The 17,108-nt window shown below is 52.9% G+C and carries 17 protein-coding genes; all 17 read right to left on the reverse strand.

Translation table 11 applies throughout. From position 1 onward, the window contains the following. Positions 1-6: 6 nt before the first annotated feature. The 17 genes from dapG to rimP all read right to left on the reverse strand — a co-directional run bounded on the left by dapG (position 7) and on the right by rimP (position 16,966). Positions 7-1,221: an aspartate kinase gene (gene dapG / locus CHH67_RS13370; RefSeq protein WP_095265687.1), complete on the reverse strand. Its 1,215-nt coding sequence runs from the start codon at positions 1,219-1,221 to the stop codon at positions 7-9. Positions 1,222-1,410: 189 nt separating this feature from the next. Further along, entirely contained in the window at positions 1,411-2,007 is a 597-nt protein-coding gene (locus CHH67_RS13375; protein ID WP_095265688.1) for a dipicolinate synthase subunit B, read from the reverse strand. Continuing rightward, complete coding sequence (gene dpsA, locus CHH67_RS13380; protein WP_095265689.1) at positions 2,007-2,903, reverse strand: dipicolinate synthase subunit DpsA; 897 nt, start codon at positions 2,901-2,903, stop codon at positions 2,007-2,009. The genes CHH67_RS13375 and dpsA overlap by 1 nt, the downstream gene beginning before the upstream one ends. Before the next feature lie 247 nt (positions 2,904-3,150). After that, positions 3,151-3,597 (reverse strand): dUTP diphosphatase, encoded by a 447-nt coding sequence (dut, locus tag CHH67_RS13385; RefSeq protein WP_176475488.1) that lies wholly within the window; start codon positions 3,595-3,597, stop codon positions 3,151-3,153. Continuing rightward, the gene (locus CHH67_RS13390; RefSeq protein WP_095265690.1) at positions 3,575-4,840 is read right to left on the reverse strand and encodes a M16 family metallopeptidase; all 1,266 of its coding nucleotides are present in this window, start codon (positions 4,838-4,840) and stop codon (positions 3,575-3,577) included. The genes dut and CHH67_RS13390 overlap by 23 nt, the downstream gene beginning before the upstream one ends. A gap of 101 nt (positions 4,841-4,941) precedes the next feature. Then, positions 4,942-5,922: a polysaccharide deacetylase family protein gene (locus CHH67_RS13395; RefSeq protein ID WP_095265691.1), complete on the reverse strand. Its 981-nt coding sequence runs from the start codon at positions 5,920-5,922 to the stop codon at positions 4,942-4,944. A 156-nt stretch (positions 5,923-6,078) separates the two neighbouring features. Beyond that, complete coding sequence (gene pnp / locus CHH67_RS13400) at positions 6,079-8,178, reverse strand: polyribonucleotide nucleotidyltransferase (RefSeq protein WP_095265692.1); 2,100 nt, start codon at positions 8,176-8,178, stop codon at positions 6,079-6,081. Positions 8,179-8,472: 294 nt separating this feature from the next. After that, entirely contained in the window at positions 8,473-8,742 is a 270-nt protein-coding gene (rpsO, locus tag CHH67_RS13405) for a 30S ribosomal protein S15 (RefSeq protein WP_095265693.1), read from the reverse strand. Positions 8,743-8,925: 183 nt separating this feature from the next. Continuing rightward, entirely contained in the window at positions 8,926-9,879 is a 954-nt protein-coding gene (locus CHH67_RS13410) for a bifunctional riboflavin kinase/FAD synthetase (protein WP_095265694.1), read from the reverse strand. Between the two features lie 35 nt (positions 9,880-9,914). Further along, positions 9,915-10,826 (reverse strand): tRNA pseudouridine(55) synthase TruB, encoded by a 912-nt coding sequence (truB, locus tag CHH67_RS13415; RefSeq protein ID WP_095265695.1) that lies wholly within the window; start codon positions 10,824-10,826, stop codon positions 9,915-9,917. Continuing rightward, complete coding sequence (locus CHH67_RS13420) at positions 10,823-11,800, reverse strand: DHH family phosphoesterase (RefSeq protein ID WP_095265696.1); 978 nt, start codon at positions 11,798-11,800, stop codon at positions 10,823-10,825. Before CHH67_RS13420 ends, truB begins: the two co-directional genes overlap by 4 nt. A 32-nt stretch (positions 11,801-11,832) precedes the next feature. Further along, positions 11,833-12,186 (reverse strand): 30S ribosome-binding factor RbfA, encoded by a 354-nt coding sequence (gene rbfA / locus CHH67_RS13425; RefSeq protein WP_095265697.1) that lies wholly within the window; start codon positions 12,184-12,186, stop codon positions 11,833-11,835. Between the two features lie 17 nt (positions 12,187-12,203). After that, positions 12,204-14,729, reverse strand: coding sequence for a translation initiation factor IF-2 (gene infB / locus CHH67_RS13430; RefSeq protein WP_095265698.1), 2,526 nt, complete (start codon positions 14,727-14,729; stop codon positions 12,204-12,206). Beyond that, the gene (locus tag CHH67_RS13435) at positions 14,722-15,045 is read right to left on the reverse strand and encodes a L7Ae/L30e/S12e/Gadd45 family ribosomal protein (RefSeq protein WP_179292127.1); all 324 of its coding nucleotides are present in this window, start codon (positions 15,043-15,045) and stop codon (positions 14,722-14,724) included. Before CHH67_RS13435 ends, infB begins: the two co-directional genes overlap by 8 nt. After that, positions 15,038-15,346 (reverse strand): RNase P modulator RnpM, encoded by a 309-nt coding sequence (gene rnpM / locus CHH67_RS13440; RefSeq protein WP_095265700.1) that lies wholly within the window; start codon positions 15,344-15,346, stop codon positions 15,038-15,040. Before rnpM ends, CHH67_RS13435 begins: the two co-directional genes overlap by 8 nt. A 28-nt stretch (positions 15,347-15,374) precedes the next feature. Beyond that, on the reverse strand, positions 15,375-16,472 hold the full coding sequence (gene nusA, locus CHH67_RS13445) for a transcription termination factor NusA (protein WP_095265701.1): 1,098 nt from the start codon (positions 16,470-16,472) through the stop codon (positions 15,375-15,377). Positions 16,473-16,504: 32 nt separating this feature from the next. Then, positions 16,505-16,966, reverse strand: coding sequence for a ribosome maturation factor RimP (gene rimP, locus CHH67_RS13450; protein WP_095265702.1), 462 nt, complete (start codon positions 16,964-16,966; stop codon positions 16,505-16,507). Between the last annotated feature and the right edge of the window lie 142 nt (positions 16,967-17,108).

Consider the following 17,108-nt stretch of genomic DNA (forward strand, 5'->3'; position numbering starts at 1 on the left):
GATTCCCTACCGGTGAAGTTCAAATTTACTATGCAGTGCACGGAGGGCCTGAGCCATGTCCTCTTTCTTTACGAGTACCCAAATCGTTGTATTGGAATCTGCCGATTGGAGTATCGGAATGTCGTGCTCGCTAAGCGACTCCACGATTTTGGCCATGATGCCGGGAACCCCGTTGATGCCGCCGCCGATGACGGACACCTTGGCGCATCCGGACAGACTTTTTGGCTTCAGATTTTGCTTTTGGAGCACCTCGATCGCTTTTTCAGAATCGCTGTCAAACACGGTATAAAGTACCCCGGTAGGGGTAACATTAATAAAATCAACGCTGATGGAATGTTCAGCCATCGCTTTGAACACCTTCAGCTGGAGTCCTTCCGAAGGATCACCTTCCACCGAAATTTGCGTAATATTGCTTACATAAGCGATCCCAGTCACATACCGGTCCACGATGCCGGTCTGCACGTCCCTGAAGCCTTCGGGCTGGGTCACCAGCGTCCCTTCACTATCTGTGAATGTTGAGCGAACCCGGACCGGAATTTGGGACTGCATCGCAATTTCCACTGCCCGGGGATGGATGACCTTGGCTCCCTGATGGGCCATATTGCATATTTCCGTATAACTGACATAGCTTAATGGTTTGGCATCCTCCACGATTCGAGGATCCGCTGTGAGAATGCCATTGACATCGGTATAAATATCAACCATCTCGGCCCGCAGGGCGGCTCCGAGTGCCGTAGCGGACGTATCACTTCCCCCGCGGCCGAGGGTGGTGAAATCCCCCGTTTCGGTCTGCCCCTGAAACCCGGTCACAATCACTACCTGATACCGCTCCAGTTCCTTGATGACTCTCTCGGGCCGCACGTCCACTATACGCGCATTGCCATGCTGACTGTCTGTTGTAAATCCGGCCTGCGCTCCGGTAAGCACCGTCGCCGTAATGCCTTCACTGTATAGCAGGCTGCACAGGGTAGATGCCGATATGATCTCCCCGCAGCATAGCAGCATATCCTTCTCACGCGAAGGAAGCGCGTTGCCGTTCTGCTCGATCCAGTTAAGCAGCGTATCTGTCGCGTAAGGCTCACCGCGGCGTCCCATGGCTGATACAACGACGACCAGCCTGTACGCATTGGCAAGTTCGCGCTGGATATGACCGATGACGCGCGATCTCGCTTGCGGTGTGGACAAGGAAGTGCCGCCGAATTTTTGAACTAAGATACGCATAAATATTCCTCCGTTTATAGGTGCCCAAAAGACGAAAAAAGGCGGGCCGACCGAATTGAAACGGCCGGCTGCTTGAGCCTGACCGTTTCATGTATCTATAATCTATAGTTTGCCGCTCAATGACGAAACCTCACCCTCATGAACGGAACACGCAGTTATCATTTTACCCCATTGTCGAACGATAGGGAATTATGCCGACTGAAATTTCTCAATCAAAAGCGGCTGAAGCTGTTTTCCTTCAAGCGCCGCGTAGCATGTTTCCGGTACAAGCTCCATTTTCGCTACGAGCGAATTCGGCTTTTTCACAGGATCATCCTGGCCGAACGGAACAAAATAAATGTTCTTCGTAACGAGCAGCTTCGCAATGTTCGCCGCATTCAATCCGAGCCCGTCGTTGGTCGAAATGGCCAGCACCAGCGGTCTGCCGTTCCGCATCTGGGCCTTGCCCGCCATCAGCACCGGGCTGTCGGTCATCGCATTGGCCAGCTTGCTGGTCGTGTTGCCCGTGCATGGCGCGATTACCATCACATCCAGCAGCTTGGATGGGCCAAGCGGCTCGGCGTCGACAATTGTAGAAATAATATCATTCCCGGTTATATCTTTCAACTGTTTCTGCCAGCTGAGCGAAGTGCCGAACCTCGTGTCTGTTGTCATGATTGTGCTGGATACGATCGGAACCACATTCGCCCCGCCGTCCTTGAACCGCTGAATCTGCGGCATAACCTCTTCCAGCGTACAGTGCGAACCTGTCAGCGCATAACCTACCGTCTTGCCGTTCCAATCCATTACGCTTCCCCCCGAATCTTGATTTCTTCAGAAATCAGCTCCACCAGCGCGTTTGCCAGAATGATTCCAGCCGTCTTGGGAGCCACGATTCCGGGTAATCCGGGTGCCAGCATTGCTTTGATTCCCCGTTTCTCGGCATAGCGAAAATCGCAGCCGCCGGGTGCGGAGGCAAGGTCAATAATGACAGCCTCCCGAGGCATTTTCGAGATGATTTGTGCTGTGACTATCATAGTTGGAATCGTGTTAAAAAGCAAGTCAACATCGACCACTTCGCTCCCCAAATCCTTGATCATAAAAGGCTTCCAGCCCATCTCCTCGGCTCTGGCAAAGTGCTCTGATTTCCGTACTCCCATCTTGACTGTGGCACCCAGTCCCTGAAGGCTGCGCGCCATCGTAAATCCCGTCCGGCCCATACCGAGAACCATGCTGGTTGAACCATGAATCGTAAAATCCGTATTCTGGATGGCCATCATGAGGGCTCCTTCCGCCGTCGGAATCGAGTTGTAGATGGCAACATCATCACGTTCCAAAATTTCCACCAGCTTAATTCGGTATTTGTTGCACAATGTGCGCAAATAATGTTTGGCCATGCCCGTGTATACCACACCGTTTTTAGGCATAGCTGCAATATGTTCTTCCTGCAGTTTTAAAGGACCTTCCGAAAATAACGCGCTGACACGTCCTTCATCATCACATCCCACGACAGGCAGCACCAGGGCATCCGCTTCTGCCAGCAACTCCGGCGTCAGCGGCTCCCTCGTGACTCCCTGAAATGGCTCCTGCAGTTTCTCAAAACCGGCTATCTTGACGGAGGCATCCATATCCGCACATTTACGTATAACCTCGATCTGCCTGGCGTCTCCTCCTACAAAGACGGTCCGGATTCCAGTCAGCATGGAAGGCGTCGCTCCTTTCTTCAACCATCGTATAAACCATCTTATGCCGAAGCCTAAGAGGTGGTGAGGAAAGATGAGTGTGATATTGGTTGAATTTGGAAGCGTTCGATAACAGCTGCGCCAATATAAAAACGGCGCTCACGGTTGAAGCGACAACCGCGAGCGCCGTAAATTCATTATATAAACTCTAACCCATGAGTGCATTCGACACGCAGGCATACGTTTTATGACCTTATAACGATCCGCCTTATTTGCCGGTATGTCCGAATCCGCCCGCTCCGCGCACGGTATCGGACAGTTCATCCACCTCCACAAACTCGACGGCAGGCACCGTCTTGAACACCATCTGGGCAATCCGTTCGTTGCGTTCGATAGTGAATGGCTCCTGCCCCAGATTGATGAGCAGCACCTTGACTTCCCCGCGATAGTCCGCATCAATCGTTCCCGGCGCGTTCAAGCATGTAATGCCATGCTTGTATGCAAGCCCGCTTCGCGGACGGATCTGCGCCTCCAGCTCCCCCGGCATCGCGATGGCGAACCCGGTCGGGATCAGCTTGCGCTCTCCTGGCGCGAGCACAACCGGTTCCTCGACGGCGGCGTGCAGATCAAAGCCTGCCGCAAGCTCTGACATTTTGACAGGCAGCTTGATATCCTCGTTTCCGGGCAATCGGTTAATTTGAACGTAGTGCAACAAATTCATTCCTCCTAAGTGTGTTTAATGCCTTGTCTGTCGTTCCGACCATGGCCAGCGCATATGGCGTTCCGAACATCCGGTCAAGCACCGCATCAATGTCGTCCATGCTGACCTTTTCGATCCGCTCGATCACTTGATCAAGGCTGTAGTGACGGCCGAGCATCAGCTCATTTTTGCCCAGACGGTTCATGCGGCTCCCGGTGCTCTCCAGGCTCAGAATCAGGCTGCCCTTCAGCTGTTCCTTGCCTTTGCGCAGCTCCTCCTCCTGCATCCCGTTCGTTGCCAGATCAAACAGCATTTCCTTGGTCAGTTCGAGGACGTCCTTCGTCTGCTTCGGCGCCGTTCCGGCGTAAATGGTAAACATGCCGCTGTCCGCATGGGAACTGTGGTAAGAGTAGACCGAATAGGCCAGTCCGCGCTTCTCCCGAATTTCCTGGAACAGGCGCGAGCTCATGCCACCGCCGATGGCATTGTTGAGCAGCACCATGGCATACTGAAGATCATCTCCGATGGCCAGGCCCGGAAATGACATGCAAATATGATTTTGCTCGGTTTTTTTCTTCCGGAACTCGATTCCGTCCTGAAATACAGGAACTTCCAGCGGCCCGCTCGTCCCGCGGTTGGAGAACTGGCCAAAATGCCGCTCCAGCAGCTCCACTACGCTCTCATCAATATTGCCTGCCAGGGAGATGACGGTGTTGTCAATTGTATAATGGCTTGTCATGTAGGCTTTAAGCGCCTCAGAGTCCATCGCCTCCAGCCGATCCTTCGTGCCGAGAATTGGATAGGCCAGCGGATGGCCGCCGTAGACGGACAGCGACATCAGATCATGCACCAGATCATCCGGTGTATCCTCATACATCGCAATCTCTTCCAGGATGACGTTCTTCTCTTTGGCAAGCTCTTCCGAATCCAGCTTCGAATGAAAGAACATATCGGACAATACATCCACCGCAATCGGCAGATGCTCATCCAGCACTTTGGCGTAGTAGCAAGTATATTCCTTGGCCGTAAATGCGTTCACATTCCCGCCAATGGCGTCAAACTGCTCCGCAATGGCACGCGCGTCGAAGCGTTCGGTGCCTTTGAACATCATATGCTCTATAAAATGCGTAATCCCGTTGATCTCGGGGGTTTCATTCCTCGATCCGGTCTTGACCCAGATGCCGAATGAGACCGAGCGGCTTGTCGGGATTTGCTCCATAACAACTCTCAGGCCGTTAGACAGCTGTATTTTTTTCATGATAGGCCCCCCTAATTGTTCCGCCAAGGTTCACTTCCAATGGCTCGATTTACCTAATGCCATCCATACATTTTATCAAACTTGCCTCTGCCGCTCAACCGCTAGGGCATGATCCGCTCCGGGGACAGCGTCTGGCTGACCGTGCCGATGTGAAGCCCTTTGGCGCGGATGCCTTGAATCATGGCTTTAAGTGCTTTAGAGGACGACTCTGTCGGATGCATCAGAATGAGAAATCCCGGCTCGGCCTTGGTTGTGATTTTATGAACGACCGATTCCGGAGACGGCTTTTTCCAATCGACCGTATCCAGCGTCCACAGCACCGTTTTCAGTCCACGGGCGTGGGCAATTTCGACCGTCTGCTGGTTGAAATCGCCGGAAGGCGGAGCGAACCACTTGTTCTCTACACCAAGGCTCTCCTTTAGCAGCTGCTGCGTTTTGGCGATCTCGAGCTCGGCGCGAGCGCGGCTCAAGGAGCTCATATTCGGATGCGAGTAAGCATGATTCTCGACCTCATGACCGCGCTTGACGATTTCCGCTGCCAGCTCCGGGTTCTTTTTGAGCCAGCTGCCGTCCAGGAAAAAGGTCGTCTTTACGTTCTCCTCATCCAGCGTATTGAGCATCGGGACCAAATACTCATTGCCCCAGGCCACATTGATCATCAAGGAAACCATCGGCTTGTTCGGATTGCCGCGGTAGATCGGATGGACGCCCAGATCGTCTAGCTTCACTTTGGCAGGGATCTGGCGATATATGTAGGTAATCGGACTTCCGGGCTTATACTGCTGCACAGCCTGCTCATAGGTCGCCTCCACATCAACTTCAAGGCCGTTATAGCCGGGGATCGCCTTCCATACGCTGTCCACTCTAGCATCCTGCGGCTCTACCCTCACCTTGGCAGCCTCCGCTTCAATCGTATTTAACAGCTCCAGATGGACTTCGCTCTTCCGCTCTGGTTTGGCGGTGATCCCACTGGCTGGATAGGCGCTTATTCCCTGTACATAATCCCAGGCTCCGCTGAACACAGCAAGAGCCGATACCATTGCGGCACCAGACAGGAGCACCGTTATTTTTTTCCGATTCATGGGCTTGATCCCCTCTCTTTGAGAAGCTTTGTCCCATTTTATGAAAAAATCGGTCATTAAATACGTCCTTAAACGCAAAAAAAGAGCCAGAAATCAGTTCTGTCTCTTTTCTACGCTGGTACAAGCTTGATGCGGTTGATCCGAATTCAGCAGGCCTCAGCTTTTGCTCGCTTCGGCTGTCAGCACGGCTTTGCGCGACAGGTTGATGCGGCCTTGCTGATCGATCTCGGTTACTTTTACCGTCACAACATCGCCGATAGACACCACATCCTCCACTTTCGCCACCCGTTCGGTGGACAGCTGGGAAATGTGAATCAGCCCATCTTTATTCGGAAGAATTTCTACGAACGCGCCGAATTTCTCGATCCGTTTTACCGTTCCGGTATAGATTTCACCTACGGCAACTTCGCGGACGATACCTTCGATAATCGACAGCGCCTTCCGGTTCATCTCTTCGTTGGAAGAGGCGATGAATACGCGGCCATCCTGCTCAATGTCGATTTTTACGCCGGTTTCTTCAATAATTTTGTTGATGATTTTACCGCCAGCACCGATAACGTCACGGATTTTATCCGGGTTAATCTGCATGGTGATGATTTTAGGCGCATATTGGGAAAGCGTCTCTCTCGGCTTCTGGATCACTTCCATCATTTTGCCAAGGATGAACATGCGGCCTTCCTTCGCCTGCTCCAGCGCTTCCTCAAGAATCGCGCGGTCGATGCCGTCGATTTTGATATCCATCTGAATCGCCGTAACCCCATCCGGCGTACCTGCCACCTTGAAGTCCATGTCGCCCAGATGATCTTCCATGCCTTGAATGTCTGTCAGAATGGACACATGATCTCCGTCTTTGATGAGACCCATCGCTACCCCGGCAACCGGCGCTTTAATCGGAACGCCTGCGTCCATCATCGCCAGCGTGCTGGCACAGATGCTCGCCTGCGAAGTCGAACCGTTAGACTCCAGCACTTCGGATACGAGACGGATCGTGTAAGGGAAATCCACCTCGGAAGGAATCACCTTGGACAAGGCGCGCTCGCCCAATGCGCCATGACCGATTTCGCGTCGTCCCGGTGCACGAAGCGGACGAGCTTCGCCGACACTGAACGGCGGGAAGTTGTAATGGTGCATGAAGCGTTTCGTTTCTTCCAGATCGATGCCATCGAGGATCTGCACGTCGCCAAGCGCGCCAAGCGTACATATGCTGAGCGCCTGAGTTTGACCGCGCGTGAACAGCCCTGAACCGTGCGTACGCGGCAGCAGGCCGGTATCGCATTCGATCGGTCGGATTTCGGACAGACCGCGTCCGTCCGGACGAACTTTGTCATGGGTAATAAGACGGCGAACTTCTTCCTTCACAATATCGTGAAGAACCTCTTTCACGTCTTTCAGCAGCTCTGGTGTTTCGATATATTTCTCTTCAAAATGGGCATACGCCTCTTCGTTGATGGCATCAATCGCTTCCTGACGCGCATGCTTCTCGGCAATGCGGACTGCCTCAACCAGACGAGCGCCCGCAAATTCGCGCACCTCGCGATTCACCGTTTCGTCAACGGCATGAAGCTTGACTTCCATCTTCTCTTTGCCGGCAACAGCCACCAATTCCTCGATTTTCGCCACGATGTTCTTGATCTCGTCATGCCCGAACATAATCGCTTCCAGCATCACTTCTTCAGGAACCTCGTTCGCTTCAGCCTCAACCATCATGATGGCGTCCTTCGTACCGGCAACGACGAGATAAATGTCGCTTGCCTCCTGCTCCGCAATCGTCGGGTTCACAACAAAGTTTCCGTTCACCCGGCCCACGGCCACGCCGCCGATCGGTCCGTTAAACGGCACGTCCGAGATGCTCAGCGCCGCCGAAGTTCCGATCATCGCTGCAATTTCCGGTTCACAATCCTGATCGACACTCATGACCAGGTTCAGCACCTGCACATCGTTCCGGAAGCCTTCCGGGAACAATGGACGAATCGGACGGTCTGTCAGACGGCTGGCAAGAATCGCTTTCTCGCTCGGTCTTCCTTCACGTTTGATGAATCCGCCCGGAATTTTGCCGACAGCGTACAGTCTTTCCTCATAGTTAACAGTCAACGGGAAAAAATCCAGATCTTTGGGCTCGCTGGAAGCCGTCACCGTACACAGTACAGCCGTTTCGCCGTAGCGCACCATGACCGCCGCATTCGCCTGTTTGGCCAGACGTCCGGTTTCAAGAACCAGCGGTCTTCCACCGAGCTGCATTTCAACACGGGTTTCCATATAATCCCTCCTCGTGGGGACAGTATTTTTTGTTCCTTCAAGTGTTAAGTATTGCCTTTATTATGAATGTTCATAAAATAGGATTGTTCGTTGCAGCCGAAACGATAGCGATTCTGGTTCTCATATGTAAAATACAGCACACAAAACGTTTCATCAACCAGCAGATTCAGCCGACATAACAACTCCTATCCACAGGCAAAACCAAAAAATTTAGAAAAGAGCCCGGCTGCGCCGCTGTCGTTCCAGGAAGGACAGTGGACAACCAGGCTGCTTTTACGCACATCGTATGGATGATTAGCGACGCAATCCAAGCTTTTCGATCAAAGCGCTGTAACGGGTAACATCCTTGTTTTTCAAGTATGCAAGCAATTTACGGCGTTGACCGACCATTTTCAGCAATCCGCGGCGGGAGTGATGATCCTTCTTGTGAGTACGCAAGTGGTCAGTCAGGTTCGTAATATTTTCCGTTAGGATAGCGATTTGCACCTCTGGAGATCCTGTATCGGACTCGTGAGTTTTGTGCTCGTCAATCAGTTGTTGTTTACGTTCTTGAGTCAATGCCATCCTGTTCACCTCCTTCATCATAATCGCCATTGGCCGAGTATACCGACGGTGAGATCAAGCATCCAAGCCAAGGTTATAATTGCCGTGTTTTCCGGCAACCTCTACGAGTATAGCATACTTTGCCCAAAAAAGAAAATCAAAACGAAAGAAAAACATGCTTCATCCGCCGCACGAGGAAAACAATTATTCGGACTCGCTTAAAATTGTGCGGGCTTCCGCTGCATCGCGGTTAATCCACTCCACCAGTTCGTCCACCGATTCGAATTTATGCTCCTTGCGAATGTAGGACACCAGATCGACGGTCAGCATTTGACCGTACAGATCTGCTTCATAATCGAACAGATGCACTTCAAAAACCGGCTTCGTTATCCCTTCGTGGAAAGTTGGCTTGACGCCGACATTCATCACGCCCGGAATGCGGCGGTTCTCGCCGGGAATCTGTGCAAATACGGCATATACGCCGAGCGCAGGCACGACATAGGACTCAGCCAGCTCCAGATTCGCCGTCGGAAAGCCGATCAGCCTGCCCCGCTTCTCCCCGTGAATAACACTGCCGCGGATGCGGTAATGGCGGCCGAGCCACCGGTTGGCATCCGACAGCTGTCCCGTCTTCAGCGCTGTTCGGATGGAGGAGCTCCCCACCTTCTCTCCGCTCATCAAAAACGGCGGAATCGTAATGACTTTCATCGCGCCCTTGCCCAGCTCTGCCAGAATGTCGGCGTCACCCTGGCCCTTGTGACCGAAGCGGAAATCAAATCCGACCACGGCCGTTTTCAGTTCAAGCGGAAGCAGCACATCCGTAAAAAATGCTTCCGGACTTACCTTGGACAGCGCTTCGTTGAATTCAACCACATAGAGGATGTCGATGCCCATATCGGCCAGCAGTGCTTCCTTGTCCGGCTGGGGCGTCAGATAGCCCTCATAGCTCCCTTTGCGAATCACATCCTTCGGATGCGGGTAAAAGGTAATGAGCGCGGCCGGAACGCCTTCTTCCCGGGCCAGACGAACCGCTGTGGACAGCACGCTCGCATGTCCCAGATGCAGCCCGTCAAACTGGCCGATCGCCGCAATTTGCGGCTGACCGAGCTGCTGTTTCAATTCCGATGAAATCGGATAGGATAGGGAAACCACTTTCACGAATTTCTCACCACCAGTCCATATACTATATATCTCTAGGAAAACACTTTTACAGGCGCAATCGCCCCGGATTCTTCCTGCTTCTGAAAGATTCCCAAAAACTTGCCGCTGCCATCATACAAGCGAACAGGACGCTCATCCTGGACCGGGGGAGTAACCACTCTGGCGGACAGCCGCTGCCCTCGAAGCGCCGCTTCCGCCTTCTCCTCTCCGACACGATGAGCCGGGAGATGAGAAATCGCCTCATCCACCGGAATCAAATAAGCGTCCAGCGTGCCTTCGGACATCAACCGTTCGATGTCTTCAATCGACAGGCACTGCTCGGCCGTAACGCCAGCGGATCGGGTTCGCTCAAGCTGGACCATAACCGATGGAAGGCCAAGCGCCTTCCCGATATCCACGCAGAGCGTGCGGATATAGGTTCCTTTCGAGCAGAGCACCCGAAACGAGATATCGGTGCCGGCATCCCCAGCTTCAAAGCCGGTCATCTCGATTTCATGGATGAACACATTCCTGCTTTTGCGCTCAACCACTTTCCCTTCCCTTGCAAGCTCGTACAGCCGCTTCCCGTCTACCTTGACGGCCGAATACATCGGAGGCACCTGGGAAATCTCCCCGACAAAAGAACGCAGCGCTTCCTCCGCCTCTTCTCTTGTCACATGAACCTCATCTACCGATTCCAGCACATTTCCGGTAACATCCTCCGTATCCGTAGCATAACCAAGCCGCATGACCGCCTTGTATTCCTTGGGCAGCTCCTGCAAATATTCCAGCACCCGGGTGGCTCGCCCTAGACACAGCGGAAGCACGCCCGTTACCTGGGGGTCAAGGGTGCCGGCATGGCCGATCCGTTTCATCTTCACGATCCGGCGTACCTTGGCTACCACATCATGCGAGGTCCAGCCAGCCGGCTTGTTCACTGCCAGTATTCCTTCCAGCGTACTCATAAGGCGAGTCTCACCCGCTCAACAATCCGGGTTATGACTTCCTCCAGATTCCCTTCCATTCTGCAGCCTGCCGCGCGTACATGTCCGCCGCCGCCGAAGCTTTGAGCCAGTGCAGCCACGTCCACCTTGCCGGCGGAGCGCAGACTGACCTTAACGCCTCCGTTCTCCAGCTGCTTGAACAAAATGCCGACTTCCACCCCTTGAATGTTGCGTGGATAATTGACGATGCCTTCGAGATCTTCATTGATCGCGCCGCACAGCTTCATATGCTCCGGCGTCACATAGACCCAGGCGATCTTGCCATCCTCGCTCAGACTGAGTGTATTCAGCGCCTGCACAAGCACCTGCATCTGCGGCAGCGTCATCTCCTCCAGCAGCGATTCAGCTAGCTCCGGACCGTTCACACCATAAGACAGCAGTTCCGAAGCGATCCCCATCACCTTCGGGGAAGTATTCGAGTACCGGAAGCCCCCGGTATCCGTCAGCAATCCCGTATAGAGTGCAGTTGCAATATCGGCATCCCAGCGGATATCAAACAACTGTAACAGATCATACAAGATTTCCGCCGTAGCTGCTGCATCAGATCTCACAGCGTTGACGGCGCCGTATCGGTTATTGGTCGGATGATGGTCGATGTTGACGATCAGCGCATCCTCCGCAAACCATTCCTTGGTGCGGCCAACTCGGTCAAAATCCGCACAATCGACGCAAATGACAAATTTGAAGTTCCGACCCGGCTGCTGCTCGGACAGATTGATCAGCTCGTCCGCATTCCACAGCCCGCTCATCCGCTTCGGAATCGGCCCTTCGTTCATCATTGCGAATTTTTTGCCCAGACATGAGAGAAGCCAGCCCACCGCTAGGGTGGAACTGACTGCGTCTCCATCGGGCTGAACATGCGACACTACCAAGTAATCATCATGCTCCAGCAGAAATGACTTCACCTGCTGCAGTTCCTGTTCATAGGTCTGCATTCGCCCTCTCCTTTATACAACAAACTACCTGATCACTTCTCTTCGTTCTCGCCGATCTCATTCAGCAGCTTTTCAATCCGGCTGCCGTACGCAATCGAATCATCGAACTTGAAAAGCAGTTCCGGAACATGGCGAAGGCGGATTCGCTTGCCCAGCTCCGAGCGCAGGAAACCGCTGGCTTTCTCCAGCCCTTTCAAGGAAGCGGCTTTCTGCTCGTCATCCCCGAGAACGCTCAAGTACACCTTCGCCTGGGACAGATCATTGGTTACATCCACGCCCGTCACCGTAATGAACCCGATTCTCGGATCCTTGATCTCCGTCTGGATCAGCTGGCTAAGCTCCTTCTTGATCTGTTCTCCTACGCGTCCTGTTCTTATTTTCGCCATTTAGATCACCTCTTTGATTAGCGCTCCACCGTTTCCATGATAAAGGCTTCAATGACGTCGCCTTCTTTGACGTCGCTATAGTTTTCCAAGGTAATCCCACATTCATAACCTTGAGCAACTTCTTTTGCATCATCTTTGAATCGCTTGAGGGAATCGATCTTGCCTTCGTGAACGACAATGCCGTCGCGAATGAGGCGGACTTCGGCATTTCTCGCAATCTTACCGGAAGTGACCATGCAGCCGGCAATCGTTCCGACCTTGCTCACTTTAAAGGTGTTCCGCACCTCGGCGTGGCCGATAACCGTTTCCTTGTACTCCGGATCCAGCATGCCCTTCATCGCCTGCTCGATTTCCTCGATTACCTTATAAATTACCCGGTGGAGACGAATGTCTACCTTCTCTTGCTCTGCCGTCTGTTTCGCCTGAACATCAGGACGGACGTTAAAGCCGATCACAATCGCATTGGAAGCTGCGGCCAAAATAATATCGGATTCCGTAATGGCACCGACACCGCTGTGAATGATTTTCACGCGCACGCCTTCCACTTCGATTTTGTTCAGCGAGCCTTTGAGCGCCTCGACAGAACCTTGAACGTCCCCTTTGATGATGACATTCAAATCTTTAATCTCGCCATCTTTAATGTGCTTGAACAGATCGTCAAGCGTCACTCTTGTGTTGGTGTTCAGCTCGGATTGACGCTGTGTAACCGCCCGTTTCTCGGCAATGGAGCGCGCTTTGCGCTCATCTTCAAACACCATGAATGGATCGCCGGCGCCCGGCACTTCGGTCAGACCCGTAATCTCTACCGGCGTCGAAGGTCCGGCTTCTTTCAGACGGCGGCCTTTATCGTTCACCATCGCACGAATCCGTCCGAAGCAGTTGCCCGCCACGAAGGCATCGCCGACTTTGAGCGTTCCGTGTTGAACGAGAATCCGCGCTACCGGACCGCGGCCTTTATCCAGCTCGGCCTCGATGACCGTACCGCGGGCGCGCTTATTCGGATTGGCTTTGTACTCGTTCACTTCGGCAACGAGCAGAATCATCTCCAGCAGATCTTCAAGGCCCATGCGCTGTTTCGCTGAGACATTGACAAAGATCGTGTCGCCGCCCCACTCTTCAGGCACAAGCTCATATTCGGTCAGTTCCTGTTTGACTTTATCCGGGTTGGCATCCGGTTTATCGATTTTGTTGACAGCTACGATGATCGGCAGTCCCGCTGCCTTCGCATGGTTGATCGCCTCAACCGTCTGCGGCATCACGCCGTCATCCGCAGCCACAACGATAATCGTAATATCCGTCACCTGCGCACCGCGCGCACGCATCGCCGTAAACGCTTCGTGGCCCGGGGTATCGAGGAAGGTGATCTTCTTGTTGTTGATCTCGACTTGGTAAGCCCCGATATGCTGCGTAATACCTCCGGCTTCGCCACCGGTTACATTGGTGGAGCGGATTGCGTCAAGCAGCGTCGTTTTACCATGGTCAACGTGTCCCATAATGGTGACGACTGGCGGACGCTCAAGCAGATCCTCTGGCGCATCGTTCTCCTCAACCGTCTCGAACCGATCTTCTTCCACCGGAATCTTCACTTCTACCTCAACCCCGAACTCTCCTGCAAGCAGCTGGATCGTCTCGATGTCGAGCTCCTGATTGATCGTGGCCATCACGCCGAGGAAAATCAGCTTCTTGATGACTTCGGAAGCGTCCTTATGAAGCAGCTTTGCCGTCTCACCGACGGTCATGTTGCCGCGGACGATAATTTTCTTCGGCGTGTTGTCGATTTTCTCGCGAGGCGGCTGGTTGTTCTGATTCCGCCCGCGGTTGTTTCTGCCGCCGCGGTTGTTGTTCCGGAAACCTCCCTGGCGGTTGTCATCAAAGCGCTTGCCGCCGCCCGAACGGTTCTGGTTGCCGCCGGTTTTGTTGCGGTTCTGATCGCCGCTTCGATTTGGAGTCCCGCTATTGTTTCCGCCGCCCTGTGGACGGGAACCGCTTGGCTGCCCATTGCTCTGCGGACGCGCTGTCGTTTGTACCGCTGCGCCTGGTCTTTGTCCGTTGTTCCGATTGTTGTTCTGCCCCTGTGGGGAGCCTGGCTGACTTTTTCTTCCGTTTTGGGTGCTGGAAGAGTTCTGGTTATTTTGATGATTTCTATTATTCATACCTACCTGCTTTTCCTGTTGTTTTTTTGGCTGCTGTCCTTGTCCTCGGCTCTGGGAGCGCTGGCTGCCATTGCCATCTCCACTGCGCACAGTGGTCGCTCCGCCCTGTCCGCCTCCGGTCGTTGCCTGGCTGCTCGCGACCGATGCCGACTTGCGGCTGTCTCCGCGAGAAGCTTCTGCAGTATCGCGTTTGGCGGCTGCACTAGACTTGATGTCCTTAAAGAACTGCTCCACCTTGGATACCGTATCATTTTCCATAACACTCATGTGGTTATTGACCGGAATATCCAGACGCTTGAGAATCGTAATGATCTCTTTACTGCTCATATTCAATGATTTCGCGTATTCGTACACACGAAGTTTATTATCCTTGTTTTCCTGTTTACTCAATATACTCCACCTCCGACATTGTCTCCATACCTTTGGAGATCAGTTCTGCGAATCCTTGATCCGTAATGGCCAGCACAACCCTTTCGGGTTTTCCTACACTTGTGCCGAGACTGTCCCGGTCAAATCCGATTACCAGAGGGATGTTGTAAGAACCGCATTTGTCGCGGAACTTTTTTTTCGTAAGATCTGAGGCGTCACCCGCCAGAATAACCAATTTTGCTTCGGAAGACCGGATTGCTTTCAGCACAACCTCATCTCCGGTAACCACCTTGCCTGCGCGCATGGCCAGGCCCAGACGAGAAAGCGTTCTATTCATCATCGGCACGGTCCTTTGCCGCAAGAAATTCATCCTCAACCTTGATGAAGTCCTGGGCCAGCTGCTCGTAAATTTCCGGCTTAACATTATGCTTCAGGGCGCGGTCAAGCGCCTTGTTTTTATGTGCCAGCTTGAAGCAGGAAACGTTGCCGCACAGATACGCCCCTCGGCCCGATTTTTTGCCGGTCAGATCGATGAGTACCTCCTCCTCGGGGGTTCTTACGATCCGGATCAGCTCTTTCTTCGGTTTCATTTCCTGACAAGCCACGCATTTGCGCAGCGGTACTTTTCTTTGTTTCAACACGATAACCCCCCGTCACGCTATGATTTTAGTCGACGGAGACGGAATCCTGATGCATTTCTCCCGCTTGGGATCTCGGTCTGCCAAATTCCTGTTCCGCCTGGCTTTCGCTTTTAATATCGATTTTCCAGCCTGTCAGCTTCGCCGCAAGACGAGCGTTCTGGCCTTTGATTCCGATCGCAAGCGACAGCTGATAGTCCGGAACGATCACCCGCGCCATCTTCTCGTCCTCAAATACTTGAACCTCAAGCACTTTGGACGGGCTGAGCGCATTGGCTACATATTCCTCGACATTATCCGAATAGCGGACGATATCAATCTTCTCTCCGCGCAGCTCGTTGACAATCGTCTGTACGCGCATCCCCTTAGGTCCGACGCAGGAGCCAACCGGATCGACTTCCTCGTTCCGCGAATAGACCGCAATTTTGGAGCGGAAGCCCGCTTCGCGCGCAACCGAACGAATCTCCACCACGCCGTCGAAAATTTCGGGCACCTCAAGCTCGAACAGACGCTTAAGCAGTCCTGGATGTGTGCGGGACAGCATAATTTGAGGTCCCTTAGTCGTATTTTCAACCTTAGTAATATACGCCTTAATCCGGTCTCCGTGCTTGAACTTCTCGTTTGGCATCAGCTCAGTCAGCGGCAGCGCAGCCTCGATCTTGCCCAGATCGATATAAATGTTGCGCAAATCCTGGCGCTGCAGCGTCCCGGTTACGATATCGTCTTCCTTATCGATAAAGGCGCTGTAGATCAGTCCACGCTCAGCTTCCCGGATGCGCTGGGTTACGACCTGCTTCGCCGTCTGCGCAGCAATGCGCCCGAAGTCGCGCGGCGTAACCTCGATTTCCGCGACATCCTCCAGCTGAAAATGAGGATTGATTTCGCGGGCCGCATGCAGAGAAATTTCCGTGCGCGGATCCAGAACCTCTTCCACGATCAGCTTGCGGGCGAACACCTTGATTACCCCGGTGTTGCGGTTCATGTCAACCCGCACGTTTTGCGCGGTGTTAAAATTCCGCTTGTAGCTCGAGATCAGCGCTGCTTCTATCGCTTCAAACAGCACGTCCTTGCTTATGCCCTTCTCTCTCTCCAACTCGTTCATTGCCTCAATAAAATCCATACTCATTGAAAATCGGTTCCCCCTTTCAAAACTTCCGTTTAAAAAATGATGGCCAATCTGGCGCTGGCTACTTTAGCATATGGAATAGCGTGTTTTTTTCTGGCCGTCTGAACAACAAGCTCCTCATTCTCAAAGGACTCCAGCTTGCCTTCAAATTCCTTCAGCCCATCGATCGGCTCGTACAGCGTGACGAACACGTTCTTGCCGACCGCCTTCACAATGTCCTCCTTCTTCTTGAGCGGACGCTCTGCGCCTGGAGAAGAAACCTCAAGAAAATAAGCTGTCGGGATCGGATCGTTCTCATCCAGCTTCTGGCTCAAATATTCGCTGATCAAGCCGCAATCCTCAATATCGATACCGCCTTCTTTGTCCACAAACACACGCAGAAACCAGCTGCTGCCTTCTTTCACATATTCCACATCTACCAATTCAAAGCCGTGTTCGTCCAAGTATGGCTGCACCATTTCTTCCACAGTCGTTTTAATCTTCGGTGTGCTCAAAGAACATAACCTCCAACTTTCTTTTCCTATATACCAAAGAGTAAAGAGTGGGTCGCCCCACTCTTTACACAACGGTTTTATCTCCATGATTACCAAAAAAATTATAACATAGTCTGGTAATAGTGACAAGTATGACTCCTTG

The sequence above is a fragment of the Paenibacillus campinasensis genome (genome assembly GCF_002272015.1).
In the GTDB taxonomy this organism is placed as follows: domain Bacteria; phylum Bacillota; class Bacilli; order Paenibacillales; family Paenibacillaceae; genus Paenibacillus_AQ; species Paenibacillus_AQ campinasensis.